This is a genomic window from Methylococcus sp. ANG, from assembly GCF_040730495.1.
GTDB lineage: Bacteria > Pseudomonadota > Gammaproteobacteria > Methylococcales > Methylococcaceae > Methylococcus.
The window spans coordinates 1,293,894-1,320,262 of sequence record NZ_CP160399.1; the positions used below are offsets into that span (position 1 = coordinate 1,293,894).

Annotated in this window: 24 protein-coding genes and 1 pseudogene; 10 read left to right on the forward strand and 15 right to left on the reverse strand. The window is 65.1% G+C overall.

What is annotated here, in order from left to right; all coding sequences use genetic code 11:
- The first annotated feature begins 77 nt into the window (after positions 1 to 77).
- Both istA and istB read left to right on the forward strand, forming a co-directional pair.
- Positions 78 to 1,298: an IS21 family transposase gene (gene istA / locus ABZN20_RS06110; protein ID WP_367027541.1), complete on the forward strand. Its 1,221-nt coding sequence runs from the start codon at positions 78 to 80 to the stop codon at positions 1,296 to 1,298.
- Positions 1,298 to 2,086 (forward strand): IS21-like element helper ATPase IstB, encoded by a 789-nt coding sequence (istB, locus tag ABZN20_RS06115; RefSeq protein WP_367027103.1) that lies wholly within the window; start codon positions 1,298 to 1,300, stop codon positions 2,084 to 2,086. Before istA ends, istB begins: the two co-directional genes overlap by 1 nt.
- Positions 2,087 to 2,841: 755 nt before the next feature.
- Here istB and ABZN20_RS06120 read toward each other — a convergent pair.
- The 15 genes and pseudogenes from ABZN20_RS06120 to ABZN20_RS06190 form a co-directional block, all read right to left on the reverse strand.
- A complete protein-coding gene (locus ABZN20_RS06120) occupies positions 2,842 to 4,857 on the reverse strand; it encodes a DNA topoisomerase III (RefSeq protein WP_367027104.1) in 2,016 nt (671 codons plus the stop codon).
- A gap of 294 nt (positions 4,858 to 5,151) precedes the next feature.
- A complete protein-coding gene (locus ABZN20_RS06125; protein WP_004362284.1) occupies positions 5,152 to 5,535 on the reverse strand; it encodes a single-stranded DNA-binding protein in 384 nt (127 codons plus the stop codon).
- Positions 5,532 to 6,080 (reverse strand): DUF3158 family protein, encoded by a 549-nt coding sequence (locus ABZN20_RS06130; protein WP_004362273.1) that lies wholly within the window; start codon positions 6,078 to 6,080, stop codon positions 5,532 to 5,534. Before ABZN20_RS06130 ends, ABZN20_RS06125 begins: the two co-directional genes overlap by 4 nt.
- Positions 6,077 to 6,865: a PFL_4669 family integrating conjugative element protein gene (locus ABZN20_RS06135; protein ID WP_367027105.1), complete on the reverse strand. Its 789-nt coding sequence runs from the start codon at positions 6,863 to 6,865 to the stop codon at positions 6,077 to 6,079. The genes ABZN20_RS06130 and ABZN20_RS06135 overlap by 4 nt, the downstream gene beginning before the upstream one ends.
- A 462-nt stretch (positions 6,866 to 7,327) precedes the next feature.
- Positions 7,328 to 8,728 (reverse strand): annotated as a pseudogene (locus ABZN20_RS06140) (IS5 family transposase); the annotation flags it as partial.
- A gap of 117 nt (positions 8,729 to 8,845) precedes the next feature.
- On the reverse strand, positions 8,846 to 9,490 hold the full coding sequence (locus ABZN20_RS06145; RefSeq protein WP_367027106.1) for a hypothetical protein: 645 nt from the start codon (positions 9,488 to 9,490) through the stop codon (positions 8,846 to 8,848).
- 238 nt (positions 9,491 to 9,728) lie between these two features.
- A complete protein-coding gene (locus tag ABZN20_RS06150; RefSeq protein WP_367027107.1) occupies positions 9,729 to 10,913 on the reverse strand; it encodes an STY4528 family pathogenicity island replication protein in 1,185 nt (394 codons plus the stop codon).
- A 3-nt stretch (positions 10,914 to 10,916) separates the two neighbouring features.
- The gene (locus ABZN20_RS06155) at positions 10,917 to 11,477 is read right to left on the reverse strand and encodes a DUF2857 domain-containing protein (RefSeq protein ID WP_029578160.1); all 561 of its coding nucleotides are present in this window, start codon (positions 11,475 to 11,477) and stop codon (positions 10,917 to 10,919) included.
- Between the two features lie 17 nt (positions 11,478 to 11,494).
- The gene (locus tag ABZN20_RS06160; RefSeq protein WP_367027108.1) at positions 11,495 to 13,132 is read right to left on the reverse strand and encodes a ParB family protein; all 1,638 of its coding nucleotides are present in this window, start codon (positions 13,130 to 13,132) and stop codon (positions 11,495 to 11,497) included.
- Positions 13,125 to 13,361 (reverse strand): type II toxin-antitoxin system HicA family toxin, encoded by a 237-nt coding sequence (locus ABZN20_RS06165; RefSeq protein ID WP_367027109.1) that lies wholly within the window; start codon positions 13,359 to 13,361, stop codon positions 13,125 to 13,127. Before ABZN20_RS06165 ends, ABZN20_RS06160 begins: the two co-directional genes overlap by 8 nt.
- Positions 13,345 to 14,211 carry a ParA family protein gene (locus ABZN20_RS06170; protein WP_367027542.1) on the reverse strand — a complete coding sequence of 289 codons (867 nt, stop codon included), beginning with the start codon at positions 14,209 to 14,211 and terminating at the stop codon, positions 13,345 to 13,347. The genes ABZN20_RS06165 and ABZN20_RS06170 overlap by 17 nt, the downstream gene beginning before the upstream one ends.
- A 40-nt stretch (positions 14,212 to 14,251) precedes the next feature.
- Positions 14,252 to 14,470 (reverse strand): AlpA family transcriptional regulator, encoded by a 219-nt coding sequence (locus ABZN20_RS06175; RefSeq protein WP_174217327.1) that lies wholly within the window; start codon positions 14,468 to 14,470, stop codon positions 14,252 to 14,254.
- Between the two features lie 118 nt (positions 14,471 to 14,588).
- Positions 14,589 to 15,350 (reverse strand): ATP-binding protein, encoded by a 762-nt coding sequence (locus tag ABZN20_RS06180; protein WP_367027110.1) that lies wholly within the window; start codon positions 15,348 to 15,350, stop codon positions 14,589 to 14,591.
- Positions 15,351 to 15,868: 518 nt separating this feature from the next.
- Complete coding sequence (locus ABZN20_RS06185; RefSeq protein WP_367027111.1) at positions 15,869 to 16,777, reverse strand: LysR family transcriptional regulator; 909 nt, start codon at positions 16,775 to 16,777, stop codon at positions 15,869 to 15,871.
- Positions 16,778 to 17,155: 378 nt separating this feature from the next.
- Positions 17,156 to 17,500, reverse strand: a complete 345-nt coding sequence (locus tag ABZN20_RS06190) for a hypothetical protein (protein ID WP_367027112.1) — start codon at positions 17,498 to 17,500, stop codon at positions 17,156 to 17,158.
- A 349-nt stretch (positions 17,501 to 17,849) separates the two neighbouring features.
- Here ABZN20_RS06190 and ABZN20_RS06195 point away from each other — a divergent pair, with 349 nt between their 5' ends.
- The 8 genes from ABZN20_RS06195 (at position 17,850) to ABZN20_RS06230 (ending at position 26,352) form a co-directional block, all read left to right on the forward strand.
- Positions 17,850 to 18,245, forward strand: a complete 396-nt coding sequence (locus ABZN20_RS06195; protein ID WP_367027113.1) for a DUF6326 family protein — start codon at positions 17,850 to 17,852, stop codon at positions 18,243 to 18,245.
- Positions 18,246 to 18,340: 95 nt separating this feature from the next.
- Entirely contained in the window at positions 18,341 to 19,042 is a 702-nt protein-coding gene (locus ABZN20_RS06200) for a DUF4386 domain-containing protein (protein ID WP_136258746.1), read from the forward strand.
- An 85-nt stretch (positions 19,043 to 19,127) separates the two neighbouring features.
- Positions 19,128 to 20,345: a hypothetical protein gene (locus tag ABZN20_RS06205; protein ID WP_367027114.1), complete on the forward strand. Its 1,218-nt coding sequence runs from the start codon at positions 19,128 to 19,130 to the stop codon at positions 20,343 to 20,345.
- Between the two features lie 84 nt (positions 20,346 to 20,429).
- Complete coding sequence (locus tag ABZN20_RS06210; protein ID WP_367027115.1) at positions 20,430 to 21,134, forward strand: hypothetical protein; 705 nt, start codon at positions 20,430 to 20,432, stop codon at positions 21,132 to 21,134.
- Positions 21,135 to 21,142: 8 nt separating this feature from the next.
- A complete protein-coding gene (locus tag ABZN20_RS06215) occupies positions 21,143 to 21,796 on the forward strand; it encodes a response regulator transcription factor (protein WP_367027116.1) in 654 nt (217 codons plus the stop codon).
- Positions 21,789 to 23,627, forward strand: coding sequence for an ATP-binding response regulator (locus tag ABZN20_RS06220; protein ID WP_367027117.1), 1,839 nt, complete (start codon positions 21,789 to 21,791; stop codon positions 23,625 to 23,627). Before ABZN20_RS06215 ends, ABZN20_RS06220 begins: the two co-directional genes overlap by 8 nt.
- 71 nt (positions 23,628 to 23,698) lie before the next feature.
- Positions 23,699 to 24,607 carry a LysR family transcriptional regulator gene (locus ABZN20_RS06225; protein WP_367027118.1) on the forward strand — a complete coding sequence of 303 codons (909 nt, stop codon included), beginning with the start codon at positions 23,699 to 23,701 and terminating at the stop codon, positions 24,605 to 24,607.
- A gap of 452 nt (positions 24,608 to 25,059) precedes the next feature.
- Positions 25,060 to 26,352 (forward strand): alkaline phosphatase PhoX, encoded by a 1,293-nt coding sequence (locus ABZN20_RS06230; RefSeq protein WP_367027119.1) that lies wholly within the window; start codon positions 25,060 to 25,062, stop codon positions 26,350 to 26,352.
- The last annotated feature ends 17 nt before the right edge of the window (positions 26,353 to 26,369 follow it).

A 26,369-nucleotide genomic window follows, 5' to 3' on the forward strand; every position in this document is an offset into this window, starting at 1 on the left:
TCGCAAGGAGGCCATCGTTGGAAACGAAGCACATCGAGGTGAATCCTGTACGCCGTCTGGTTTGCGGAGTGCGGGAGATGTTGGAGCCGGAGGCGGTCACGACGATCGTTCGGTTGGGGCAATCGGGCTGGGGCGCGAAGCGGATCGCGAGGACGTTGGGCATCGCACGCAACACGGTGCGGCGCTATCTGAACGCGGGCGGGCCGGTGCCCTACTGCCAGCCGCAGCGCGACAGCGTGCTGGGCGGTCATGAGGCGTGGCTGCGGGAGCGTTTCCTGCAGCACCGGGGCAACTGCGACGTGGTGCGTCAGCAGTTGAGCAAGGAGCTCGGGATCGACACGAGCCTGCGCACGGTCGAGCGCGCGTGCCGTGGGTTCCGCCAGGAGCTTGAAGCCAGTCGCCGCGCGACGATCCGCTTCGAGACCGCGCCGGGCGAGCAGATGCAGATCGACTTCGGCCAGACGCGGGTGCTGATCGGCGGCGAGCCGGTGCGGGTGTTCCTGTTCGTGGCGACGCTGGGTTACTCGCGCCGGGGATTTGCGTGCGCGTTCCGGCACGAGCGCCAGAGCGCGTGGTTCGCCGGGATCGAGGCGGCGTTTGCGCATTTCGGCGGACGGCCGCAGACGCTGCTCATCGACAACGCCAAGGCGCTGGTCGACAAGCACGACACACAGACGCGCCAGGTTCGGCTCAACAGCCGCTTCGAGGCGTTCTGCCGGCACTGGGACATCGTTGCCCGGGCGTGCGCACCGTTTCGCGCCCGCACCAAGGGCAAGACCGAGAACGGCGTGGGCTACGTGAAGAAGAACGCCATCGCCGGTCATGCCTTCGAGAGCTGGGCGGCGATGGAGGCGCACCTGGCGCGCTGGCAGCGCGAGGTGGCCGATGTGCGCATCCACGGCACGACGGGCGTCACGCCCGCTGATCGCTTCGATCTGGAGCGCGATCACCTGCGTCCGGTCGACGGGATCGCTCCCTTCCTGCAGGTGCGCGAACTCGTGCGCCGGGTCAATGCCGAGGGCTGCATCGAGCTCGACACCAACGCCTACAGCGTGCCGTGGCGCTTGATTGGCGAGACCGTCACGGTCGTCGTCAGCGCCGACACCGTGGCGGTCGAGTACGCCGGCGAGGAAGTGGCTCGCCACGCGGAGCTCTCGGGCAGTCGGGGGCGCAGCATCGAGCGCCGCCATCTGCTGGGTGGATCGCCGCCGCCGGCCGAGATCGAGGCGCCGCCGCCCGCCGATGCGTTGCTGCGCCCGCTGGCCGAGTACGAAGCACTCGTCGGAGGAGGCTGGTGATGCTCGAACCCGAACGACTCGACGAACTGCTCACCCGGCTGCGGCTCACGGCGATCCGCGACCAGCTCGACAGTCTGCTCGACGAAGCCAGCCGGGCGCAGATGACGCTGCGCGAAGCGCTGCTATTCCTGGCCGAGCGCGAGGTCGCCCGGCGCGACACCCGGCGCATCCAGATGGGCATGAAGCTCGCCCGCTTCCCGTGCGTGCGCACGCTCGAAGGCTTCGACTTCGACGCACAGCCCTCGATCGATCCGGGACAGATCCGGGATCTGTCCACCTGTCGCTGGATCGGCCACGGCCAGGCCCTGCTGCTGCTCGGTCCGCCCGGCGTGGGCAAGACGCACCTGGCGGTCGCACTCGGGCGCGAAGCGGTGGATCGCGGCTATACGGTGCTCTTCACGTCGGCGGCGGCACTGATGGCCGGGCTCACGAAGGCGCACGCCGACGGGCGGCTCGAGGAGAAGCTGCTGCAGCTCTCGAAGCCCAAGCTGCTGATCATCGACGAGCTCGGGTACCTGCCCCTCGAGCCAGCGGCGGCGCATCTGTTCTTCCAGCTCGTGTCGCGACGCTACGAGCGGGCCAGCATGCTGATCACCAGCAACCGGCCGGTTGGCGAGTGGGGGCAGGTGTTCGGCGACGCCGTCGCCGCCGCCGCCATCCTCGATCGGCTGCTGCATCACAGCCAGGTCATCACGATACGGGGCGACAGTTACCGGCTGCGCGAAAAGCGCCGCAGCGGCCTTCTGCAGAAGGCCGCTGCCCCCACCCCGATCACGTCGGAGAGTTGATTAACCCAGGGGGTCAATTCCAGATGTCGTCAGGGGGTTAAATCTTCGTGTCGCTTGACACCAGGCCGGCGAGCGTCCGCGGTGGGCGATGCGAAGCGGACTGGATCGGTCAACGCGGCGAACCACGTTGCAGTCTTGAAGACCGAGACTGCCAGGGCATGCCGCTGACGACTGTCAGCAACGCATGGCGTGAGGATGGGCGCGAGGCATGGCTGCCGTCGCAGGGAAAACCGAATCGCGGACGGCCCGCTTTAGGGCAGGCCCGCGTCACGGGACAAGGCAAGGACCAGGGCGCCGAAGGCCACGCGGGCCTTCGGCTGGAGAGGAAGGAGAACCACCTGTGGGCTGCGTCAGCGCAGGCCGTCGTCAAAGCCGTTCGCTGCGTCAGCAATCGCACCCGGCCCGTTTCGTGGCTGGGGCCGGAAACCTCTGGCGTGCATCCACACACAAAGGGAGCCCGTTGTTCCGCCGGCGGGCACCGGCACGGAATACCCTCGGCCCAAGGGGCCTCCTCACGGCTCGCGCGGCGGCAAGGCGTCAGGAAGCCCCTCGTGGCCGAGGCAAGGCACACCGATCAAGGGAATGGCGGCGGGCGCGATTCGTGGAGCAATGACCTTCTCGCCCCGTCGCCCGATGGTGGGCAGACGGGGCGCGCGCACCGTTGCAGAAGGAGACGCGCGCTTTGGAGTCCCGCGCGGTGCGGGACGTTTGCCTCGCCGCCAGTGAAGGGCCAGCGCGGCAGGGGGAAGCGAGGATCAGGACGCCTTGGAGGCAGCGCGCCGCTTGCGCGGTGCGCTGCGCCGGCCCGTCGGGGACTCGATCGGCAACGTGCCCTTGCAGTCCGGGTAGCGCGAGCAGGACCAGAACGCGCCGCTTTTGCCCGTGCGCTGCTGCATCGGTGCGCCGCACTGCGGGCAGGCCGGCGCCGGCGGCAGCTTGAGCGAGTGCGTTGCGCCGCGGTACTGCTGCACGAGCTGGCCGATCCACACGGACTGCTTCTCGATGAAGGTGTCCAGCGCCATCTGGCCGGCCTCGATCATGTCGAGCGCCTGCTCCCACACCGCCGTGGTGCCGGGGTCGGCGATGGCCGAGGGCACCGCGTCGATGAGCGTGAATGCCGCGTCGGAAGAGCGGACGGCGCGGCCTTTCTTGACCAGGTAGCCGCGACCGATCAGACCGTTGATGATGTTGGCGCGTGTCGCCTCGGTGCCGATGCCGGTGGTATCTCGCAGCTTCTGTTTCAGCCGCGGGTCGGTCACGAGCTTGGCGACGGTCTTCATGGCCTTGATCAGCTCGCCCTGCGTGTAGGGTTTGGGCGGCAGCGTCTTCAGCGCCTTGAGATCCACCTTTCCGACCGGGCAGGACAGGCCCGCATGCAGGGCGGGCAGCACCTGGCTGCGCTGCGCATCCTCGCCATCGGCATCGTCCGGCCCCGGCGTCGCCAGCACCTCACGCCAGCCGGTGACGGCGATCTGCTTGCCCACGGCCGCCAGCGACTGACTGCCGCACGAGAACCGCGCCACCGTCCGGTCGAACTCATGGTGCGGGAGGAACTGCGCGAGGTAATGGTCGCGGATCAGCCGGTAGACGGCCAGTTCCTTCTCGTTCATGGCCGACAGGTTGGCGGGCTCCAGCGTCGGGATGATGCCGTGGTGAGCCGATACCTTGCCGTCGCTCCACGCACGCGAACGCTGTTGGCGATCCAGGCGCTCGATCAGCGGCCGCAGGCTGGGGTCGGTCTTGACCAGGCTGTCGAGTACGGTCGGCACCTCGGCCAGCATGCTCTCGGGCAGGTAGCCCGAATCGGAGCGCGGGTACGTTGTCGCCTTGTGCGTCTCGTACAGCGCCTGGGCAATGTCCAGCGTCTCCTGCACGTCGAGGCCCAACTGCTTGGAGCACACCTCCTGCAGCGTGCCCAGGTCGAACGGCAGCGGCGGTGCCTCGCGCACGCGCTCGGTGTCCACTGACACGACCTGCGCATCGCGTGCGGCGCGAATGCAATCCGCAGCCTGCTGCGCCACCGGCTGCTGAAGGCAGCGACCCGCTGCATCCGTGCTGCCTTCGGGCGGTATCCAGCTCGCGGTGAAGGACCGACCGGCATGGGATAGCAGCACGTCCACGGCCCAATACGGCACAGAGACGAAGCGCGCGATCTCGCGATCACGGTCCACCACCAACTTCAGCGTCGGCGTCTGCACGCGCCCCACCGACAGCACGCCGGTGTAGCCGGCCTGCCGACCTAGAAGCGTAAACAGCCGGCTCAGGTTCATGCCGATCAGCCAGTCGGCACGCGAGCGGGCCAGGGCCGAGTAGTACAGCGGCAGCGTCTCGGCGGACGGCTTGAGCGCACCCAGCGCCTTGCGGATGGACGCATCGTTGAGCGCCGACAGCCACAGACGCTGAATCGGCCCGCAGTAGCCGCATAGCTCGATGATCTCACGGGCGATCATCTCGCCCTCGCGGTCGGCGTCGGTCGCAATCACCAGCTCGCCCGCCTTGGCGACGAGCTGCTGCACGACCTTGAATTGCGCCGCGGTCGCCGCCTTGGGCTCGACACGCCAACGCTCAGGAAGAATGGGCAGTTGCTCGATGACCCAGCGCTTGTATTGCTCACCGTAGCCTTCGGGTGGAACCGCCTCCACCAGATGACCGATGCACCAGGTCACGACGACACCCGCGCCGCTGTAGCAGCCATTACCGCGTTGACTGGCACCCAGCACACGGGCGATGTCCTTGCCCTGGGACGGCTTCTCGCACAGGAACACGCGCATGAAGCCTCCTTGGAAATGTGCGGTTCATCGGATGGGCGTCAGCTTGGCGTGGTCAGGAGATGCCGGCAGCAAGGAAGCCGATTGGCGCAGACACCGCTTTGTGATCGGCAGGCGGTTCGTTGCCGCAGCGGTGTGCATAGATCGTAGGAGCTGGCACAGCAAGAGCGTCGTTTCGGGAGGGCGGCTGGAACTCCGTGGACGACCTTGGAGCTATCCCCTGGGGATAGCTCGCTGGTGCATCGCGGGCGTATGACGGTTGCTACAGCCGCCCTCGGGGGAACGGCGATGGGCGAATTACTGTCCGCCGGCCGGCTTGGCGCTGAGCGCCACCGACTCGATGCGGTACGGCAGGATGCCCACGCGCCGCGCCTCGACCTTGAACGTCACGCGCTCGTTCTCGTCGGCGTCCTCCCATTCGTCGCGCACGGTGCGGCCCTCGACCAGCACCCGCATACCTTTCTGGTACAGCGTCTTCCAGTGCTCGGCGTCGCGGTGCCACAGCTCCACGGGCGCCCAGAAGCCGCCGCGATCTTCGTACTCGCCGTCCTTCTTCGGGATCGGGTTGTCGAAGTAGACGTTCAGGCGAAGCAGCCGGCGCGGCTCGTCGTTGCCGTTCGGAAATTCGCGGTAGTCCGGCGCAGAACCGATGTTGCCCTCGCCGACGAAGTGCGTGCTCATGGTGACTCCTTGGTGGTGGGTGGAACGGACGCGGTATGCCCGTGGACGCGCCGCAGGTAAGCCGCTTCGGCCTGCGCGGCCTTGTTGGCGCATTCCAGGGCTTGGCGAGCGATGCTGTGGGTCAGACTGATCTGCATGTTCAGCACGATGCGCTGCAGTTCGATCGCGTACAGCTCGTCGATCAGCGAGGCCGGCGTCGCGGGGTTGGCCAGCAGGGCCTCCCACAACGCCACGCCCATGGAGGAACGGTCGAGGTTGCGCCAGCGCAGGAAGGTCGTCCCTGCGCCAGTGGCCTGCTGGGCCAGTTGCACGTCGAGCAGACTGAATGGATAGGCGCGCGCCTGGGGCAGCACGCGCCGCTGCGCCAGGCCAATCACGTCGTCGCGCAGCGCTGCGCACTGGCTGGCCCAGGTCTCCAGACTCCCCTTACCCTTAAAAGGCTGTAAAAGGCCTTTTAGGTAGCCTGCGTGTTCCAGCCGCTGGAAGTCCGCCTGTTCCAGCGCCACGAAGCGCGTGGAGTGGCTGATAGGGGGCGATGCTGTCATGCGCCAGCACCCTCATCGCCCGCCGCACCATCGGCTGCGCCACCCGTGGAAGCCTGCGCATCGGGCACGATGGCAGGCGCAGCAGGCGGCGTGCCGGGCTTGTTCGTCCGCCGCGCGATGGGTGGCGCGAAGCGCGAGCGGCGCGTGCCTTCCAGCACGTCCTGCGGCAACTCGCCGAACTTCTCCAGCGCCGCGCGCGCCGCCGCGTTCTTCGCCGCGAAGTCGTCGCGCGTCGTGCCCGAGTAGCGGTACTGCTGGGCCAGCGAGAACAGGCTGCGCAGCGCGTGTGCGCCCTCATTGAGCCAGCGCTCCAAGGTGCTGCGGTCGATCAGCGCCGTGTGGTGCGCCAGGATGAGCTTGCGTGCCAAGTCGTCGTAGTCGGCCAGCAGATACACCGCCATGAAGCCGAGCTGTGCATTCACGAACAGCGGCAGCTTCACCGGCTGCACATTCATGTTCTCGCCCAGCGACAGCGCCGGTGGCACGTCGGCCAGGGCCTGATCCACCTGTTCGCGCAGGGTCTCCAGGCGGGTCTTGGTGTCGGCGAGCTTGTCCTCGATCCGCAACATCCACCAGTCCGAGTACGGGTCGTCCTGCTCCGCGCCGCGCTTCATCTTGTTCATGGCGCCGATGAAACCGTTGAGACCGATGATGCCGGGACGCCCCTCGGTCGGTGCACGGCCGTGCCAGATGCGCGAGGCGTGGTGCGTGTGCAGCGTCAGCGACATCGCGCTGCGCAGCGATCCGAGATTCAGTTGCAGGGGTTCTGTGCGTTCGTTGGCCATGGGAGCGACTCGCGGTGAATTGGCGAGTCGCCAGCATCGGCATCGGCCGGAAGGCTGTCAGTCAACAAACCGCAGCCCATGCGCGCCCGGTTTGTTCCGCGCGGAAGGCTGTGTGTGCCGGCTATCCCCTGGGGATAGCTCGGCGGATGTGTTCGCGGCTCGCGCGGAGGTGAGACCGCGTTGCGGGGCTATGCTTCGCGAGGTCTGTACCAGGCGGCCCGTTGCCCCTCCACCTCACGGTAGCGAAGCTCGAACAGGCGGCACTCATGCACCACCTGCCGCCAACTGCTGCAGCCGTACTTGGTCGGCCCTGAAATATTCATTTCAAGCCTGAGAGAGCCTGCCAGCGCCAAAGGTCAGCCGGTTGGCCAGGGTTGATCGGCCATCAGCAGCCCAAGAGCGCATGCCCATCACAGCGGCCAGCCAAGAACGCCCCTGCGTGCTGGCCTGCTGCAGGCACAACAAAATGGTTGTGAGGAAGGTAACCCCCTTCCTGGCGATCATGCGCAGCAGCCACTTGATGTTGTAGCCGGCCGCGCACAGCACCGCGTGCAGGCGGTCGCCCTGTTCGCCCTTGAGGTGGCAGCGACCCATGCGGTGATCGGCCTTGAGGTGCCCGATGATGGGTTCAATAGCCTGGCGCCGCCTGAGCAGCTTTCTTTCCTGCTCACTGATCCGCTTGGCCTTGCCCCGGTGCACGATGTGCACATCCGGGTTGTCCGCATCCACCCCCCGGTAGCCCAGATCAACGAACGCTGTCGCTGGTTTTGCATCGCTGTCCTGCATCAGGATCGTGGCCTGCTCCAGTTGCTCTGTGAGGGTGTGACCATCGTACGGGTTGCCGTGGAAGGCCCGGGCGCCCACGATCAGGTTGCCTTTGAGCGTGCTGGCAATGCCCACCTTCACGCCGAACTCGTAGGGCTGCTTGGCCTTGCCTTTGCTGATGCAGTCCACCTCCGGGGCATGCCAGGCGTACAGCTTGGGCTGTCCATCCACCGCCTTGCGCTGGCCGCTCTGGGCCACGATGCGCGCGGCCTTGCTCAATGTCTGGGCGAGCGCTTGGCGCACGGCTTGCCCGATGGCGCTGGCCCCAGTGGCGATCTTCCTCTCGATCTCGCGCTGCAGCCGCCCGACGATGGTGCGCTGGCGCTTGATGGCGCGGCGCATGCGCTTGAACTGGCGCGCGTGGGCATAGCGCCCGGCCTTGCGGCCCAGCTCCTTGCCTTCCTTGGCAAAGGTCTGCTTCAAGTCGATGCCGGCACCCTTGGCTGCTTCGACCAGCTTGACCCTGGCTGTCTCCAGCAGGCGGCTGTCGGTGGGGTGCGCAATCGCCTTGTGCTGCACCGTGCTGTCCACGATCACGCGGGTCAGCTCCTGCGGCTTGATCAGCTTGATCTCAAGCGCCACGTTGATCGTCTGTGCCAGAAGTTCTTCCACGCCTTCTTCGCCGAGCAACTGGCGGAACTTGACCAGGGTGGTGGCGTCGCAGGGACGCTGGTGTTCAAAGTACGCCTGGCCTGAGAAGAACTGCCAGGTCGGCGTCTCGCCCCAGCGCTCAACGACACCTTCATCGGACTCGTTGAACGCGTGCTTGAGGTACAGCAGCGAGACCATGATGCGCAGCGCCACGCGCGGGCGCCCGGCCTTGCTGGCCGCAGCCTGGCGCTGGGGCTTCTCGCCGAACAAATCCAGATCGGGCATGGCCTGCCCGGCGTGGGCCTTGCGCACCAGCAGGTGGGCCACCCGCGCCTCGATCTCCTGCCAGGGCATGCGCGAAGACAGCACCGCCAGCGGATGGCGCAGATCGATCATCTGGTCGATGCGCGAGCGGAAGAAATCGTCGGTGGCGGGGCAGGTGAACATCACGGCACGAAACTCCCAGAAATCAAGGCGGATGCGCTATCAGAACGGGAGAAATTATACGCCGGAATGAAGAAAATATACAGCAAAATCAATGGCTTACGAATAAATCAGGGGCGACTACTTGGCTGGAAGCTGCTCGGGATGCCGGTCCGCGATCCAGCGGCCAGCGGCGGCGATGGGTGTCCAGCCCTCGACGGCCAACTGCGCGGCGGCCTCGCGCAGCGCGCGGACGATGCCGGCGGCCGGCCAGTCCACCGTGCCGTCCGGCGCGATGCCATTGACCACCAGGTCGTGGAACACATCCGACTGGACGAACTCCGCTGCCAGGCGCCGCGCCTGATCCATGTGCTCAGCCCAGCCGCGCAGCTGCTCGAAGTGTTGATCGATGCGCGTGTAGGCGGAACCGAGTTCGTCCTGTGCAGCGCGGCACCCGTCCACGGTCCATAGATCGTGCTGGTCGATGAAGTGGTGCACCAGGGTGTTGCGCAGCGATACCAGGTCTTTGAGGTCGGCCTGGGTCTTGGCGTAGCCCTGCGCAGACAGGCTCAGTTGCACGCGCGTGCGAAAGGAAATCACGTCGCCGGGGAGATCGTCGTCGTGTTCCTCGCCACCATTTCCATCGGTGACGACATACGAGCCAAACAGTTGTCCGACCAACGTGCCCAGGGTCTTGGTCGCGGCATCTTCGATCCGCGCTGCGCGAACGGCCTCCAGCGAATGCGCCGGGCCCGAAATCTCGTGGTGCGCCACGATGGCTTTCATGAGGCGCTCGTATTGTTGGAGGCGCAACAGGCATCTGCCCAGCAAGCGCTGAACGTCTCGCTGCAGTGGTTGCAGTGCGTTTGTGGCGGGGGAAGTCGTCATGTCCATCGTCGGCCGGGCTCGTGCGTGGCTGTCCTCATCTGATTCACAGGCGACAGTTTCGCCGGTGGTTCGGCGGGCGGCAATCGAACACGGCGGAAGGGTGTTTGTTCCAGCTATCCCCTGGGGATAGTCAACATCAGCGATCACGCAAGGCTTCTCGGAGCTCTGCCAGGTAGGCACGTGCCACCTCGGGGTCTGTGGCACGGGATGCCGGCGGTGACGATGGCGCAGGTGACGGGGGCGCTGGCGGCGTCGATGCACCTTCTCCGGCCCAGGCCTTGAACTCCCCGCGGATCGCCTTCTGGATGATGCCGAACAGGTAGCCGGCCGGGTTGCGTACCGCGCTGTTGCGGCAGCGTGCCGCCCACTCGTCGAGAACGGCCTGCCGCTGCGCCTCGTCCACCTGCTGCAGCGCCACGAGCGCGCCGGCCTGCTGCTCGTCCTTCAAGCGCAGGAAACGCTCGGGCAGCCGCAGGTTCTGCAAGGCCCTCGCGCGCGGTACTGTACGTACTTCATTTATACGATCATTACGTACTGTACGGTCCTCCTTCGGAATCCGAAGAGAGCCGTCCGGCGCGGGTTTCGGCCCTGCTTCGGATTCCGAAGACGGGCGTGCGCCATTCCGAAGCAGGGCTTCCTGGCCTTCTTCGGATTCGTGGTCCGCACCCTCCTGTGGATAACCTAGCGTCGTCCAGCCATGCCGCGCCATGCGCTGCGCGAGCACCTGCAAGCGGGTCGGCAGCGTGCGGCCGCTGAGCAGCGGGTCTTCGGCAATCTCCTTGAGCGTGTTCATGCCCACGATCTGCACCGCCTTGGCGGCATGGGTCAGCGCCTGGCTGACCAGGCCGAGGTAGTCGGCATCGAGCTGCATCGCCTCGAAAGGTGACAGCGGTTCGTCGTGCAGCACGTAGAGATTGCCTTGAATGCGGCCGGTCTTCGGATCGCGCCGCCGCCGCACCAGGCTGAGCCAGCGCGTCAGCCGCAGCAGCGTCAAGGCGCGCGCCACGGTCTCGTGCGAGGCCTGCGCTGCACAGGGCATCGAGGCCAGGTAAGGGCGCAATTGGTCGTAGGTGGGAAAGGCGGTCACGCCGTCTTCGTTGAGCTGCAGGCGGAACACCTGCCAGGCGTTGCGCTCCAGCGGCGTCAGGCGCCGGTCGAGGAACAGCCTGCGCGGCACGCTCTCATGGCGGTTGCCGCTGTAGAGGAAACCGTCGGCGGCCGGCGCCGTTCCCTGCGCTGGCTGCAGGTGCTGCAGGGCCTCGTCGAAGAGCGCGGACAGCGCAACGGGGCCTTCGCGCCGTGGTGCGCCGCCCGTGGTCATGGCCTACACCAGCCCCTGGTCGATCCAGTTCCGTATCGCCGCCCACACCACCGACATCGGCAGGCTCAACGCCTCGGCCAGGTCCATGGTCAGCGCCAGCATCGCCATGTCGTCGGACAGGGCGATATGGCGCTCGGTGACGCCGGCCTTCCAGCGCTCCCACAAGGTCACGTCCTGTGCCTCGTCGAGCACCGGATGCCGGCCCTTGCGCTTGGGCAGCCCAAGGATGTCGCGGCGCAGCGCCACTTCCTGATGCGTGAGGCCGTAGAACTTGCTGACCATCTCCGTGCTCGCTCCCAGGCGCAGCATGCGGTCCACCGTGGCGATCTCCCGCTCCACGTCGTGCATCTGGCTCAGCAGCCGCTTCAACACATCCCGGTTCACCGACACCGAACACCACGATACCGTGGCATTCACCAGCATGCTCACGAGTTCGGGGTGCTTCAGCGCATCCAGCTCTTCCTCGCCGAAGCCCATGGCCTTGCAGCGGCGCAACTGGCCGTTGCGCAAGTCATGCAGGGCCTGAGCGATCACGGCTTGGTTGAGTGGGTGCGGTGCCGACATGCGGAAGCCTCCTGCGCTCAGGAATCCTGGCTCGCTACGCCGGCTTCCAGATCCAGCAGCCGGCGCGCCAGGCGCAGCAGACGGAACAGCTTCACCAGCGCAGCATCGCTCAGGCGTGTGGCCGAGCCGCCATGGCCATGCAGCAGCGCAGCCAGCTCGTCGGCCAGCCGCGCGCGGTCCACTCCGTTCGCGGAGGGCGGCGCCGCACTCAGCACATGCAGCAGGGTCAGCACCGCCCGCGCGAACGCCGGCAGCGCCTTCGCCTGGCCCACAACCGGCGCCGCGCAGACGAAGCCGATGCCGCCGACGCTGGCCTCGATGTGGTCGGCGACCGCCGCTTCCTCGCCGATTTCGCGCGCGAACTGCGCGATGTGCACACGCAGGCGATCCGGCACGTCCAAGCTCGGCTCGATGTACCAGACGTCCGAGATGGGATAGAGCCCGCCCGCCTGCACGGGGATCGCACGCAGCGCATCGGCCTCGAAGTCGGGCAGCTTGTCGCCGAGCTGGTCGGCGACCATCCGCTGGATGGACTGCAGGCGCTCGGTGGTCGGTGCCGGTGTCACGATGTGCCCTTGCAGGCGCTCGTCGCGTTGTCCGTGCTGGTCCTGCGGCGCTTCGGGCGATGCAGGCGGTGGCGCTGCTGACGCCGCAGGCGAGACCGGCGTGGTGTCGCGCGGACCGGACGACACGGGTGGCTGCTGAGGCGCGGAGACCGGTGCGGAAGGAGCAGCAGGCACGACAGGCGCCGGTTCGCTGGTCAGCGCACGCTGGCGGCTTTCGCTGTCGTCGATCTCCAGCGCCAGCGTGTCGTAGTCCGCCTCCAGCAGCTCGGCCATCTGGCCCACCAGTTCGTCCTGCACCCGCTGTGGCGAGAAGTCGTCCGGTTGTGTGTCGAACTGCGTCAGCACGTCCTGAAACAAGGTGGCGAAGTCCACGGCCACGGTGCGGCCCAGCGCACGCCGCTCCCAGGTGCGCTCGCACGCCTTGCGCAGCACCGCGAGCCGGTCCACCTGATGCCGGCCCAGTCCGCCGTACAACAGCGTCGGGATCGCCGGCAGCAGGTAGCGCACCGCATCGTTCATGCGGCTGATGTGCGACTGCGGCACCGGATAACCGTCGGCAGTCAGCCGCCGCGCGAGTTCGCTCTGCGACAGTGCCTGGCCGCTTTCCTGCTCGTAGAACTCGCGCGCCTTCTCGATGCCCAAGGCCCGCTCGATGAAGGTCAGCCCGCCGCGCAGCTCGTTCTCGGCCAGATGCCCGGTCAGCGCCACGATTTCGCCGCGCGCCGGCCACGGGCGGAACAGGCACGCAATGCGGAAGAAGCGTTCCTCCTTGGTCTCGCTCCACAACTCGCGCAGGATCGCCAGCCGCGTGTTGCCGCCGTTGCGAATGATGTAGTGCGCCTCGCCCGGCCTGCGCGTGATCGCGGGGGGCGCGTCCAGCCCGCGTTCGCGGATGGACGCCTTGATCTCCGCATAGGCCGGGTTGCGCGTTACGCGCGGGTCGTGGTCGTAGGGCCGCAACTGGTCCAGCGTCACCACCATCGGCGTGTCGGCGATGGGGTCGCTCAAGGTCGCGGCCGAAGGGCCGCTGCGCTCGAAGCCGGTGGCCAGCAGCTTGGCAGCCATGTCCTGCGGCGTCAGCTCAGCCACGGCCGTTCTCCTGCGCTTCCCGGTCGGCGCGGCGAAGCTGCGCGCGGGCATTGCGGTCGGCACGGTGGTCGCTCGCAGTCGAGCTGGTGTAGATCGACGCGCAGCCTGGTTTCGTGAATTTCAGGTGCCCACCGGACGTGCGCACCACGCGCCAGCCTTCGCCCAGCGCGAACTCGATCAGCGCGCGCAGCCGTTCACGGCCGCGCGCCAGTTCATGCGCGCTCGCCATGGCCGCCCCCTCCCGCATCGGCCCGGCCGGTGACCAGCGCGAAGCGCTCCCGCCACGCGGGGAACAGCTCACCGGCCAGCGTGCGCATGGTCTCCAGCGCCGCGGGCGCCGTGCGCCCAGTCGGCTGCCGGTACTCCACCCGGTGCACCGGCAATCCTCGTGTCGCAGCGCGCGGATAGGCTTCGATGGCCGGCACGTCGGTGCCCAACACCTGCACGCCGGCCTGTTCCTGGAACACCTGTCGCAGCGCCTGCTGGACCAGCCGCGCGTTCGACGACACCGGATGCACACGGTTGATGAGCAGGCGCAGCGGTGGCGGCTCGATGCCCAGGTGCCGATACGGCGCGATGTCCTCGATCAGTTGCAGCGTGCCGCGCCGCAGCTCGCGCGCCGCGAGGATTTCCGGCGTCACGGGCGACAGCGCCAGGTCGGACGCCAGCACCGCCATCTCCAGCAGCACGCTGCGCGCGCCCTGGGTGTCGATCAGCAGCAAGTCGTAGTGCGTGCGGAAGACGGGAAGCAAATGGCGCAGTCGCAGGCGCCCATCCGGAGCGTGCAGCAGCAGCGTGTTCAGTTCGCCGCGGTCGTCGTTGGAGAGCACCAGGTCCAGGCCCGCGATCGCGGTGCGCGACACCAGTTGCTCGATGCGCCGCTCGTTGAAGGCCAGCATCTCGTAGATGCCGCCGGGCGCGCGAACGTCCAGCGTGAAGTAGCTCGACAGCGTGGGCTGCACGTCCAGGTCCAGTAGCAGCACGCGCAGCCCGGCATCGGCGATGAAGCCGCCCAGGTTGGCCGCCGTCGTGGTCTTGCCCACGCCGCCCTTGGTCGAAATGATGGACACCACCTGCATGAGCTTCTCCTCGTCGAATGGCATGAACCGAGAAGAAGCGTCAGGCGCGTTCTTTGAGGCGATCGGCGATCCACTGTTCGATCTCCACCGAGTCCCAGCCCACCGCGCGCACGCCCAGGCGCAGCGCCTTGGGGAACTTGCCTTCCTTGATCAGGCTGTAGATGTGCGCGCGCTTGAAGCCGGTCTTGGCTTCGACCTCGGCGCGGCGCAGGATGCGGTGCTCGGTCGGTGCCGCCGTGGCGGTGGTCTGCGAAGACATGAGGGTCACTCCTTAACGCTCAGTGGCGCTGATTGGCGTGACTCGAATTAAGAACGCCGCGTTGAAGAAAGACACCGCAAATGCGGTGTCCGCGACCGCAGATACGGTCTGGCATCGCTCAGGAAGTTGTGCTCTGCAGATTGCGCCGAGCCAGTGCGAACTTGGCCTGCAGGGTGCGCTCGGTGATGCCCATCGCGTTGCCGTGGTGCGCCACCATCGCGCTGATGATGGCCTCCTGCGTCAGGAAGCTGGAATACGGCATGCCGCTGGGCGACTTGCCCAGCAGCAGCGTCAGTAACCCGCCAACGATGTTCAGGTAGGTCGATTCGCTGCGCGGCCCCGGCGTGTTCGCACGCTCCGCGTCGGCCGCGCAGGCGGCGTGCGTTCTGAGCAGCGCCTCATGCTCGGCGCGCAGCGTCTCGTGCACGCCCAAGTGTTCCGCCAGCCGCGCCTTGATCGCTTCCCGCTCGGCCAGCAGTGCGCCCACTGTGTCCAGGCTGATCGCCGGATGAAGCGCACGCTCGATCTCATCGAACAGAAACGCCGGTCTCTCGCCGGGGTAGTGGTGCGCCATCCAGGCTTTCAGATCGACGTGCCGCACCGTCAGCGACGGGTCGTCCATCGCGAGGCTCTGCGTGTCCCGCACCAAGCCATCCTTGCCATACCGCATCTCGCCGTGAGCCAGCGCATCGAAGATCCTTTCGGCGTTCAACCGCAGCATCGGCCAGCGCGGAAACTCCGTTGCCTCCGGCAGAGGCCGCTGTTCCAAGGTCGCCAGGATGCGCCGCTCGAAGCGCAGCAATCCGCTCCAGCGGATTGCCGCCTCGATCGGGCGGTAGTAGGTCTTGGCACCATCGGCCAGGCTGCTCGACTTCGGCATATCGCGCGCCTCCATTCGTCATCGCACCGAGTCCAAGCACGCGCGCCCGCCGTACCGGCGGCGTGCGTGGCTGGCCAGGAATCTCTGGGCGAAACGGGCAGGTGGCGAAGCGGCGAAGACCGTGGCATCGGTGATGCCACCGGTTCCGGTGCGAGATGTGCGCCTTGCCGCGCATGGCGCCATCACTCACAGTTCGCAAGCCGCGAAACATGCTGACACCAGCACCATTCGCGGGCGCCATGCCTGACCCGGATACCCAGGCCAAAGTCTTTGCAGGGGAAAAGGCCCGGTAAAGCGCGATCAGCTCAACACGCCAGAGCCGATGCGCATACGGCAAGCAATGTTGCGCCGCGCGTCTTCGCTGTGACGCGCCACGATGGGCATGCGAATTTCAGCGCAGGATGCCAACCGCAAGCGCGGGCAACGCCTGAGTGCACCGCGGCAATGGAATCCCGCTATGACAAAACAGGTCTGGCGCTTTGACCAAAATGGAATCGGCCAACCCGCCTGAAGCAGCCTCATGCGAGCCGTTGCGTATCCAACGGCATATGGCCGACACGCTGCGCACGGTCGATGAAGTGGCGCAGCGGCTCTGCCATCGCGGCCTCGGGATGTAGCAGGTAGGTCGTCAGCGCTGCCGAGTCTTCATCCAGCGGCCGGACGATCACGTCCGCCTGCCGGCGTGCCGCCACATGCGCCGCGCTGGAAAATCCCACGCCATAGCCGGCCGCCACCAGGGCCAGCATCAGCGAGTGGGTCGTCACGTACTCGGCCACGACCGGCGGTGTCTCCACCCGGCGCAGCAGGCGCTCGCATTGCCGGCTGCACTCCTCACACATCTGCGGGTGGCACAGCACCAGCGGGTAGCTCATCACCTCTTCCAGCGGCACCCGTTTGTGCGCCAGCAAGGGGTGCCGCGCGGGTATGGCCACCACCAGCGGGTCTTGCCACACCGGCGTGGCGACCAGCCTGGCGCCCATCTCGCCGGCCATCGCAAAGGCCGCGTCGTACAGGTCGTCGCCCAGCCCGCCCACCACCTGCGACAGCGGCGCCTCGAACAGCCGGATGCCCACTTCCGGCGCCTCCTCCCGGCACAGCGCGAGCAGCGCCGACAGCCGGGCCCGCCCGACGCAGCCGGCCAGGGCGATGCGCAGGGTGTCCCGGTGTCCCGCCGCCACCGCCCGCGCCTTGGTCTGGGCTTGCTCAAAAGTCAGCAGCACGCGCCGGGCCTCCTCTAGGAACACCTGCCCGGCCGGGGTCAGGCGCACCCCGGGCGTGCGCTCCAGCAGCGTCACGCCCAGGTCCGCCTCCAGTTGGCGGATCGTGCGCGACAAGGGTGACTGCTCCACATGCAGTCGTCGCGCCGCCCGGCCAAAGTGCAACTCCTCAGCCACGGCGATGAAGCAGCGAAGATGGCGTAAGTTCATGTGCTCGGCACACCGGCTGATTTACCAGCCTTGCGGACGCAGCATCGTCTTCGCGGCCCTGGTTCGCAGGAACGCCTGCGTCATATTGCTTGGCCGCCCGCCCTGGCATGGCAGCAGCAAACACTGGCCATCAGCATTCAGTGTCCGGCTGTGTGCGCCGGCCAGCTCCGCGCGTGTCGGCGACGGGCCTTCTCCCGACAGACATGAGTGCTTCGACGCGATTCAATCGAAGGAGGTGCGTTCTGCCGTGCAGACTTCTACCTGTAGTTTGGAACTGTCAGGTTTCCGGGGGAACGTCACAATTCCAAAACCCTGAATAGTACGGGCAATCGAGGGGGCTTTAAGCCGCCGAAGGTCTATGAAGCGCTGGGCACGTCATCAACACTTGCCCGCTGCCTTCAGCAGCGCATTGCACGACCTACCAGCCGCAGGATTGCTGCCCTTACCGACCTCGGAGCAGATCGCATCGGACACGGCGCGTCCGAGCAGTGACACCGAGCCAGTGACGTAGCAGGAGTATTGCTTGCCGGTGTTCGTCTTGACCGTGTAGCTCGCTTTTACACCGTCATCTACGCGATCAGCGATGGTGAACGAGCCTTTGGCCAAGCCGAGGGCCTGGGCAGTGTTTCGCTCGATGGCGTCATCGCTGACCGCAAACGAGGCGCAGCCAGAGGACAGGACAACGAATGCGGCCACCGAGGCCAGCGCAAGAGTCTTCTTCATGGGAGAGTCCCTTTTTCAGGGTTGTTGATATGCACGAGGAATGTCCCAGAGCTGCTGTGATCATTCAACCCTACCGCGGTAGGGTTTCGCTCGATGGAGTCGATACTCCATAATTTCTGATCTTCAAGTTGGGAGAATGTGCACAGAAGAACTGGCGCCGCCAGCGCGGCTTCAGTGACGTGGCCAAGGTGACTACCGGGGTCAGATTCAAAGATGCTATCGAGGTGAACACAGACGATCGGGCCGCCGCTTGATCAACTTCCTGAACACCAGATTTGACAATGGCTCATCATTCGAAAGAAGACATGGGGGAAACAGAATGCGTTCGCATGCTCTGGCTGACGAGCGAATGCCCACCCGCAGCAAGTTGTCCGCTCTCTGGGCGAGCGTGATGTTCTGCTACGTGTACGGCGACTACTTCGAACTCTATGTTCCCGGCAAGCTGCAGGAGATGCTGGAGGGCAAGATGGCGCTGGGGACCGTCACGCAGGGAATGCTGTTCGGCACGGCGAGCCTGATGGCCGTGCCCGGCCTCATGATCTTTCTCTCGCTCGTCTTGCCGGCCATGGCCGCCCGCTGGCTCAACATTGGTGCCGGCCTGTTCTATGCCGCCATCATGCTGCTGATCCTTCTCGGCGGCGCTTGGGCTTTCTACATGCTCTTTGCCGCGATCGAGATTGCGCTCACCTTGCTCGTGGTCGGATATGCGTGGCGTTGGCCGCGCACGCCGGAGCCATCGGCCTGATGCGCCGCTGCAGGCGGCCGTCGCCGGGCGCGAATCGCAGATTGCAGCAAGATCCATTTCCTCGCGGGCATTTCATCAACACGGACGAGAGTCGCATGATGACCCATCGCAAGATCAGCAGATTGGCCGGCCTGTTGTACCTCGTCGTGGTTGTCACGGGCATGTTCAGCCTTGCTTATGTCCCTTCGCAGATCAATGTCGCGGACGATTTCCAGGCAACGGCGCGCAACATCGTTTCGTCCGAACCGTTGTTCCGTTATGGCATTGCCAGTTTCATGGTCATGCAGGTCGCCTTTCTGTTGTTGCCGCTGGCGCTCTTTCAACTCTTTCGTGATGTCGACCGCTCCGCGGCAGCGCTCATGGTGACCTTCGCGGTCGTGAGCGTGCCGATCGGACTGGCCAGCCTGGCGAACCGGCTCGACGCGCTGTCGCTGCTGACCAATCCCTATTTCGGCCAGGCCCTCGCGCCCGCGCCCTTGCAGGCCGCCGCGAAGGCGTCTCTCGGTGCTTACGGCACGGGCCTGCTCATCACCAAGCTGTTCTGGGGACTCTGGCTGCTCCCGTTAGGCTACCTGGTCGTGAAGTCCGGCTTCCTGCCGAAGCTCCTTGGCGTATTCCTGATGCTGGGTTTCCTTGGCTACATGGTCAACGTATTCGGGGAACTTCTCGTTCCGAACTACACCCTGACGCTGGTTTCGAACTATGCGGGCCTGCCCGCCGCCATCGGCGAGATCGGCACCTGTTTGTGGCTTCTGCTGGTGGGCGCCCGCGAACCGGATCGCAGTACGGCCCGGTAGCGCGTCTCGTACACGCTGATCTTCATCTATCGGTTTAGTGAGCCATGAGTAGCATCGATATGGAATATAGAGTTGGGCTGCCCGCATGATTACGCCACGCTGGTTGCCGATGCTTTTTGCCGGGGCACTCCTGTTGCCTGGAGAGGCTTTTGCCTTTGGCGTGGTTCTGCAATACGAAGGCGAGGTCGATGACCGGGTTGCTTACTTTGCCGATGTCAGAACGATTTTGAATCGGACGCCGCCAGATCAGGTCATGGGCCCGACAGAAATCAGGGAAATCGCTGTTACGGCCGTATATGAGAACGCAAACAAGCCTGAGTTCGTGCATATGAAATTGCAGTTCCAGTGTTCGAACGCCTTTTCGATGGACATGGCCAGCCGCAAGATCACCGAAAACAAGAACAAGGTCCGGCCTGATAATGTCGTTACCTTTCGCATCGGACCGGGCAGTTACAAGCTAAGGCGTTCCGATCTGAAAACCGAAGCCGTGGCTGCCAGCGACTGGAAAACCTCCAGCGCGCCGATGCTCTCGAAAGCCGGGACGATTGCCTGCAACGACATCGAATTCGATAAGGCCTTGCACGCCGCCATCAAGGGCGGCACCTTCGATTTCGAGGGCTTTGGCAAGCGCATCGGCAAGCTGGGTCTGCCGGAAGATATGCTGCTCATCGGCGCAACTTTGCCGTCTGAATTCCTGGACTTCGCCTGGGATAGCTTCTGGTGGGACAAGGTTCTTGCCAAGAAACGTCCCGACCCGAGCGGTAAATGGGCTCAGACGCTTTCTGAAGCCGACAGGCAGGCGGCGATCGAAAAGCTCAAGCGGAAACAGCAGGAACTGGAGTCCGGCACTGCATCGATTCGAGCCGGTCTGCTGGAGAGCATCAAGAAGACCAATGCGGAAATGAAGGCCGATCTCGAAGTCGCCAAGAACGCCGGCAAACATCCGGATGGCTCGAAAATGAACAAGCACGAGGCCAAACTGGCGGCGGTCTTTATCGGCCAGCCCGAACAGAAAGTCGTCGACATCATGGGCAACCCCGATGATTTCAACCAGACCGCCGACGCGCGCTTCCTGCGCTACAGCGCCTGGTGGGAACAGCAGGGTGTCACGGTTTACGGTGCGCAGGGCGTCATCGGCGGGGACCCAGGCGGTTATGCCGAATGCTTCGCCGAATTCAGCGTGCGGCCCGACGCCAGTGGCGAATGGCGGGTGGACGATATCGTCGTCCGTGGAGACTACGAGGGAACGGGGTCGCGCGAAATCCGGCTCGTTTGCGACGACGCCATCAGGCCCAAGCGCTGATACAACCCAACACCATGCGATACCGGATGCAGTGACCATCCTTGCTTGTCACTGCAGTTTCGAACAATAAAAGGCAACTGGAAAATGATGAAAACAGTGATTTTGGCCACCACGCTCATGGTTGCGACCGTCCCCTGCCACGCTAAGACTGAAGCCCAGGGGGAATCTTTCGATGTGTTGGGCTCCGTGATGGAGACCAACGTGAAGGAAATCAATGCAGCGAACATCATGACTTCCAACAAGGAAGAGGCGATCCGATACCGCGAAAAGGTCATCGCCGGGTGGTGGGAATTCATGCAGGTCAACTCGAAAGCCAAGCCGGGCGAGTACTGCGCGGCGACGTTTCTGCGCGCCAAACTCGCCAAGCGCGCCAAAGGCGAGCGCGAGGACGGCTTTTCCGACGGCATGGCGGTCACCCTGTTCGGCCCCGGGGGGAATTATCGAGGCGCGCTGCTCGGGTTCTCGCCACTGGGCAAGGACCACGCCTTCCCGAAATTGAAGAACCGGCAGCCGGTCAAGGTCACCTTGAAACAAGGCGATGTGGCCCCGGTGACGCTAAATGCGATCTACATGGAAGTGAGCCCTACCGCGCCGCCGCTGATCGTCTTTGCCGTGCCGAGCATCGAGGCGCTGATGGGCGGCATGGAAGACACCTGGCGTTTTGAGGTCGTCTACGAGGGCAAGTCGATTGCCGACATTGAGTGGCACGACGGACTCAAGGCACGCGATGAACTGAAGCAGTGTTTGGCTGGTAAGTCCTTCGATGACAAAAGGCATTTACGATTCTGACCATTGCGATGATGCCGCCCAGTGAACATTCCGCCGTGGTTGTGGATGACCATCCACTGGTCGCGCGCGGCATCGCGGACTTTCTGCGCACGCATGGCGGGTTTGCGCGCACTGATGCGATTTGCCGGGCTGACGACCTCTGGGCGCACATCGGGCAATTCGGAGCGCCGACACTGGCTATGATCGATTTCTGGCTGCCGGAGGGTACGGCGTTGCCGATGCTGGCACGGTTTCGGGACGAATATCCAGCAACTCGACTGCTGGTAATCAGCGGGGACGGCGATCCTGTGATCCGTCACAAGGTACGCCGGTTGGCCGTCGATGGTTTTGTGCTGAAGCACGCCGACCCCGCAGTTTTTGTGCTGGCCGTCGCTGCGGTACTGCGCGGCGATGCATGGTTCGACGACACTTCGGTTGTCGCCCAGGCGACCGACGAAGCGCGCAGTCTGCCTTTGAGCCCCGCCGAGTTGGGCTTGACGCCACGCCAGGGGGAGGTCCTCGCCCTGATGCTCAAGGGCCTGCCCAACAAGCGGGTTGCGCAACAGCTCTCGCTGACCGAACAAACCGTCAAGGAGCATGTGAGCGGTATCCTGGAACGGCTGGGAGCACGCAGTCGCGTCGAGTTGATCACGCGGCTGCGGGGAAAGCGGATCGATGTCTGAGCGGGTCGAGGAGCGGCCGGCCGAAGCAGGCAAGGAGCTCGGCTACGCCGACATCAGCCCGGCCGGCCGGGTGGGGCTGTTTGACGTGGCTTTCGCCCGGATCAACTACGGCTTCGGGGCGATGGTCGTTGTCAGCCTGCCCTTCATCGCCTGGTATATCCACCTCGGTCAGAACCCACTCGGGCTTGTGTTGTGGGCGGCCTGGTATTTCGTCGGGCTGCTGGTGGTTCGCTGGCAGTATCGGCGCTACCACCGCGAGCGCGCCGAAGGCGAGCCCGCGGCGATCCTGCGCCGCTGGTCGCCGCGGATTCACGGCATGGCGCTGGTTTACGGCAGCAGCATGGCCGTTCCGCCGTTACTGACGGCCCACCACGCCACGTTCGAATTTCAACTGCTCTATCTGGTGACGATCGCGGCCATCGTCGCTGGCAATTCCGTGCATTCATCGCCGGTGCTGTCGGTGTTCCGCTGCTTTTTCCTGACCGGCTGGGGAAGCGTGACGCTGCTGGTGCCATACAGCTTTCCGGGTTACTGGTATTACGTGATGCCGCTGACCCTGATCTATATCCGCACGATGCTCAAGCATTCGGCGATCTCGCATCGCTTCTTCGTGCAAAACATCGCGCTGAAGGAAGAAGGCGCGCGACTGGCCGAGAACTTCCGCCGGGCCAAGGAAGAGGCGGAAAAGGCGCTGTATGACAAGAACCTGTTCCTGACCACGGCCAGCCACGACCTGCGCCAGCCGGTGCATGCCATGGGCTTCCTGGTCGAATCGATTTCGCGAAGCAATCGCGACCCGGCGCTCGACGCCGCCCTGGCGGACCTGCGGGAAAGCGTGCGTTCGGCCACGCAGATGTTCAACGCCCTGCTCGACCTGTCCCGGATCGAGAGCGGCCGGGTGCAGATCAAGACCGAAGCCGTCGATCTGGCCGCGGTGATCGCCAACGTCGCGACCATCTTTCGCGAGGAGGCGCGCAATCGCGGCCTGGAATTGCGCGTGCATCTGCCGGCGGAGGGGGCGATGGCCGTCGCCGATGGGACGCTGCTGCGCCAGTCGCTGAGCAACCTGCTGCACAACGCCCTGCGCTACACGCGCCAAGGAGGCATCCTGCTGGCCGTTCGTCGACGGGGCGGCGGCTGGCGATGCGAAGTCTGGGATACCGGTATCGGAATCGCCACGCGCGACGGTGCCGACATCTTTTCGCCCTTTTTCCGCAACGAGCACGCCTGGGATATCGACAGTGCCGGCCACGGGCTGGGGCTGGCCGTCGTCGCCCGCTGCTGCGCCATGATGGGCGCGAAGCACGGATTCCGCTCCCGCGAGGGCAAGGGTTCGTGTTTCTGGATTCGTCTCGATGCGGCGAAGAAAGTGGGGCATCCCGCCCTCGCTGGGCTGACCGCCTCGACCTTGCCCCAGGCGGTGCCGCATTGGTCGGGCGCTTGCCTCGTGGTCGATGACGATCCTTTGGTGCGCAGCGCCTGGCAAACCTTGATGCAATCCTGGGGTCTGCAGGTCGCCTGCGCCGAATCGGGCGGGCAGGCTTTGCGCCTCCTCGAATCCGGCTTCAAACCGGATGTCGTGTTCTGCGACCAGCGGCTGCGCTCGGGCGAGAGCGGTTTCGAGCTGTTGTGCGAATTGCTTGAACGCCTGCCCGATGCGAGCGGGGCCATGATCAGCGGCGAACTGGATTCCCCGGAATTGGCGGAGGCGGAAGAGCAAGGCTATCTCGTGCTGCGCAAACCGGTGGAGCCAACGGAGCTGCAGGCCGTGCTTGGCCACTGGCTCTTGTCGTCTGAGGGTGGGGAGCCTGATTTCCATCAATTCACTTAATGAGCGCAATGTAGAGATGGATCACTGGAACGCGTCGACCGGCCGACAACAACAGGAACAGAGAGGCCGCCATGGAGCTGAGACTATTGCGTTACTTCGTGGCGGTGGCCGAGGAATTGCACTTCGGCCGCGCCGCCGAGCGGCTGAACATCGAGCAGTCACCGCTTTCGCGTGCGATGCGCAACCTGGAGAGCCAGCTTGGCGTGCAGTTGTTCGACCGGAGCACACGCCTGACGCGGCTGACCTGGGCCGGCCAGGTGTTCCTCGTCGAATGCCGGCGTGTGCAGGCCACCGTGGAGCAGGCAGTCAAGAGCGCCAAGGCGGCGGCACAGGGCTACCAGGGCCATCTGCGCATCGCAATCTGCGACAGCCTGGCGCAGCCCCGTATCGCCACCTTGCTGGCACGCAGCCGCGAGGATGAGCCCGAGCTGGAGATTCGCGTCTTCGAGCTGCCGTTCGCGCAGCAGCTCAAGATGCTGCACAACGATCTGCTGGACATCGGCTTTGCGTTGTCAAACGCGGTGCATGATGGCCTCGTCGCCGAGCCGGTGTGGACCGATCCGCTGTCGGTGATCGTGCCCACACGCCATCCCTTGCTGGCACACGTGCAGGTGCCGCTGGCCGAAGCCTTGAAGTTCCCGCTGGTCCTGTGCCATCCCGAATCGGGATCGGGCTGCCGCCATCAGATTCAAACGATGCTGCAGGACGCGGGCACGCCGCTCAAGCTGGTCGATGAAGTGACCAGCCTGGGCGTGATGCTGACCCTGGTCGGCGCGGGCTACGGCATCGGTTTCGCCATCGCCTCGCAGGTGCAGACGCTACAGCGCCCGGACATCTCCATTCGTCCCCTGGCCGGCACCCCACCGATGCTCTCTACCTACCTGCTGCGCCGCCATGGCGACCCCTCCGAGCCCATGAAGCGGTTCATCGAGCGGGTGAAAGACGGGGCTGCGCCGGTCGATGATGAGCCAGTCCTTTGAGGACGGCAGCTCGCCTGTCCGTTGCGACCTGTAGCGTGGTGTGCCAGAAGACAGATAAACTTCAGAATGAATCCGATGCTCTGGCTGTCGATGGATGTGCTTGGCTCGCTTTGGATCACCCGCAACGGCCTGCGTTGACAAAGCCGAAGACTTGAGTCCACAATCGAGTCCATTCCGTGACGCTTGGATCGGAAAAGACGTTCGTAATAAACGAGTTAGCGACCGGGTGCTGTTCCCTTCACCCGCTCCACATCAACCCAGGGTGAGCGGCCGGTTCGGCGTCGCATCCTCGCGGGTCCCAGACCGCACTCCGACCGCGTGCACCACAGCGGAACGTTTCCCGGAATACCCACTCTAATCCCTTCGTATCAGCCATTCCTTCTTACCGTAACGCGTTTTCCATTTTGGGAACAACGGAAGGCTGCCAAGAAAAACAACACCGGAGATATTCGATGCGAAACATGCTTACCACCGTCGCGGCTTCCGCATTATGTGGCTACCTCGGCGCAGCGGGAGCCGAAGCGATGGACTTCGACCCGATTCCCGCCTCGGCTTACGCGGAAGCCACGACCGACAAGACGATCCTCGACACCGTGCCCTGGCTCATTCCGGATGGCTATTCCCAGCGCATCGTCTCGGACGAAACCGATCTGGACATCTACCAGCTCAACGACCGGCCGGCCTTCATCGTCACGAACGAAACCGGCCCGCTGGCAGGCCGCTACCTCTACCGCACCCATGAAACCTATCCGGGCAAGGACGCCCATCTGGACGGGAGATCCGGCGGGGCGCTTTCGGTGGTCGACCTGGAAACCGGCGCCACCCGGCTGCTGGCGACCCGCGCCGACTGGGAGGTACTGGACGGCTTGACCTGGACGCCCTGGGGTTCCTTGCTGTTCGCAGAGGAAACCGACGAGCCACAATACCCCGATCCGGATTATCCCGATGCCAAACGGGGTCTCGTTTACGAGCTGAAGCTGAACAAGGACGACCCCACCGTGGCCCAGTCGGTAACGGCCCTGCCCTCGCTGGGAGCCGTCCGCCACGAAGCGGTCGAGTTCGACCACAAAGGCAATGTCTACCTGTCCAGCTCGAACCGGGACAGTTACATCTATAAGTTCGTGCCGAAAAAGCGCGGTAACCTGAGCAAAGGCAAACTATACGCGCTGCGCGTCAAGAACGGTGGCCAGACCGGCAGCGCGAAATGGGTTCCGCTCAACATGAACCAGGCCCGGATCGATGCGCACGAGGCGGCGCTCGCAGCCAATGCGACACCCTACTGCAATCCGGAGGACATCGAACTGATCGGCCAGAAATTGTACGTGGCGGTGAAGTGCGAACCCCGCATCGACGGCATCGACGGCCCTGGGGTGATCCTGTCCGTCACGCTGGGCAACAAGCCCAAAGTGGCCTATTTCGTCGAGGTCGGTAAGAACGTTCCCGTCCAGAATGCGGCAGCCGGAATCACCGGCTTCTTCCGTCCGGAAACCCTCGCGGCGGGACCCGACGGGAAACTCTGGATCACGGAGGACACTCAGCCGAGCGACATCTGGGTGGCGGATACCCATACGGAAGCCGGCGGCCTGAGCAGCGGCGTGAAGCTTTTCGCCTCGCTGAAGGATGCCGAGGCGGTGGGTACGGGCATCTATTTCGGCGCCGATGCCGGCACCTTGTACGTCAACGTCCACGACTCGGCCACGGGCAACGACAAGACCATGGCGATAACCGGACAGCACAGCCATTGACGGGGAATCTCCCCTTC

Coding starts and splice junctions, on each gene's coding strand:
- istA (WP_367027541.1), top strand. CDS start 78: ATGTTGGAGCCGGAGGCGGTCACGACGATCGTTCGGTTGGGGCAATCG.
- istB (WP_367027103.1), top strand. CDS start 1,298: ATGCTCGAACCCGAACGACTCGACGAACTGCTCACCCGGCTGCGGCTC.
- ABZN20_RS06120 (WP_367027104.1), bottom strand. CDS start 4,857: ATGCGCGTGTTCCTGTGCGAGAAGCCGTCCCAGGGCAAGGACATCGCC.
- ABZN20_RS06125 (WP_004362284.1), bottom strand. CDS start 5,535: ATGAGCACGCACTTCGTCGGCGAGGGCAACATCGGTTCTGCGCCGGAC.
- ABZN20_RS06130 (WP_004362273.1), bottom strand. CDS start 6,080: ATGACAGCATCGCCCCCTATCAGCCACTCCACGCGCTTCGTGGCGCTG.
- ABZN20_RS06135 (WP_367027105.1), bottom strand. CDS start 6,865: ATGGCCAACGAACGCACAGAACCCCTGCAACTGAATCTCGGATCGCTG.
- ABZN20_RS06145 (WP_367027106.1), bottom strand. CDS start 9,490: ATGAAAGCCATCGTGGCGCACCACGAGATTTCGGGCCCGGCGCATTCG.
- ABZN20_RS06150 (WP_367027107.1), bottom strand. CDS start 10,913: ATGACCACGGGCGGCGCACCACGGCGCGAAGGCCCCGTTGCGCTGTCC.
- ABZN20_RS06155 (WP_029578160.1), bottom strand. CDS start 11,477: ATGTCGGCACCGCACCCACTCAACCAAGCCGTGATCGCTCAGGCCCTG.
- ABZN20_RS06165 (WP_367027109.1), bottom strand. CDS start 13,361: ATGGCGAGCGCGCATGAACTGGCGCGCGGCCGTGAACGGCTGCGCGCG.
- ABZN20_RS06170 (WP_367027542.1), bottom strand. CDS start 14,211: ATGCAGGTGGTGTCCATCATTTCGACCAAGGGCGGCGTGGGCAAGACC.
- ABZN20_RS06175 (WP_174217327.1), bottom strand. CDS start 14,470: ATGTCTTCGCAGACCACCGCCACGGCGGCACCGACCGAGCACCGCATC.
- ABZN20_RS06180 (WP_367027110.1), bottom strand. CDS start 15,350: ATGCCGAAGTCGAGCAGCCTGGCCGATGGTGCCAAGACCTACTACCGC.
- ABZN20_RS06185 (WP_367027111.1), bottom strand. CDS start 16,777: ATGAACTTACGCCATCTTCGCTGCTTCATCGCCGTGGCTGAGGAGTTG.
- ABZN20_RS06190 (WP_367027112.1), bottom strand. CDS start 17,500: ATGAAGAAGACTCTTGCGCTGGCCTCGGTGGCCGCATTCGTTGTCCTG.
- ABZN20_RS06195 (WP_367027113.1), top strand. CDS start 17,850: ATGCCCACCCGCAGCAAGTTGTCCGCTCTCTGGGCGAGCGTGATGTTC.
- ABZN20_RS06200 (WP_136258746.1), top strand. CDS start 18,341: ATGATGACCCATCGCAAGATCAGCAGATTGGCCGGCCTGTTGTACCTC.
- ABZN20_RS06205 (WP_367027114.1), top strand. CDS start 19,128: ATGATTACGCCACGCTGGTTGCCGATGCTTTTTGCCGGGGCACTCCTG.
- ABZN20_RS06210 (WP_367027115.1), top strand. CDS start 20,430: ATGATGAAAACAGTGATTTTGGCCACCACGCTCATGGTTGCGACCGTC.
- ABZN20_RS06215 (WP_367027116.1), top strand. CDS start 21,143: ATGATGCCGCCCAGTGAACATTCCGCCGTGGTTGTGGATGACCATCCA.
- ABZN20_RS06220 (WP_367027117.1), top strand. CDS start 21,789: ATGTCTGAGCGGGTCGAGGAGCGGCCGGCCGAAGCAGGCAAGGAGCTC.
- ABZN20_RS06225 (WP_367027118.1), top strand. CDS start 23,699: ATGGAGCTGAGACTATTGCGTTACTTCGTGGCGGTGGCCGAGGAATTG.
- ABZN20_RS06230 (WP_367027119.1), top strand. CDS start 25,060: ATGCGAAACATGCTTACCACCGTCGCGGCTTCCGCATTATGTGGCTAC.